At 77.3% G+C, this 516-nt stretch carries 1 protein-coding gene; it reads right to left on the minus strand.

All coding sequences use genetic code 11. The annotated features are described in order from the left end of the window. On the minus strand, positions 1-205 hold a 205-nt coding region (locus tag KDM41_19010), incomplete at its 3' end, for a hypothetical protein (GenBank protein MCB1185514.1). Between the last annotated feature and the right edge of the window lie 311 nt (positions 206-516).

The raw sequence follows: 516 nt of genomic DNA on the forward strand, positions 1-516 counted from the left end.
GGGAGACCGCCACGAGCCCCGTCGTCATCCAGCTGTGCGTCAGGATCACGAGCCAGCCGCGGTCGCTGAGCCACAGCCGTCGCGGGCGAAACCCGCCCGTGAGCTCGCGACCCGCTCGCCAGCGGCAGGCGCCCGCGCGCGCGTCGAGCAGCGCGAAGCTGAAGTGATCCTGCTCCGTCCCCGGCGGCCCCAAGAGCCGCGTCACCCTCGCGCGCGCCTCGGTGTCGGCGCGCTCGGGCGCGGGCGCGTTGTCCGGAGTCCTCGCCTCGGCACGCCACGCGCCGTCGGGCGAGCGCGCCACGAGGTCGGGGTAGGCGACCGCCGTCACGCGACGAGTGTAGTACCCCCACGCGTCCCCGCGGCGCGGCGCGTGGTGTGACGCGCGACGGCCTGCTAGGGTCCGGTCCCATGGCGCAGGCACCCGGAGCGCCGCCGGAGCGTGTGTCCTCGCGCGAGCGCGACGCGTCTCCGCAGCGGCGACGCGCGCCTTGGCTGCGGCGCGGCGCGCTCGCGGTC

Source organism: bacterium, assembly GCA_020440705.1.
Classification (GTDB): domain Bacteria; phylum Krumholzibacteriota; class Krumholzibacteriia; order LZORAL124-64-63; family LZORAL124-64-63; genus JAGRNP01.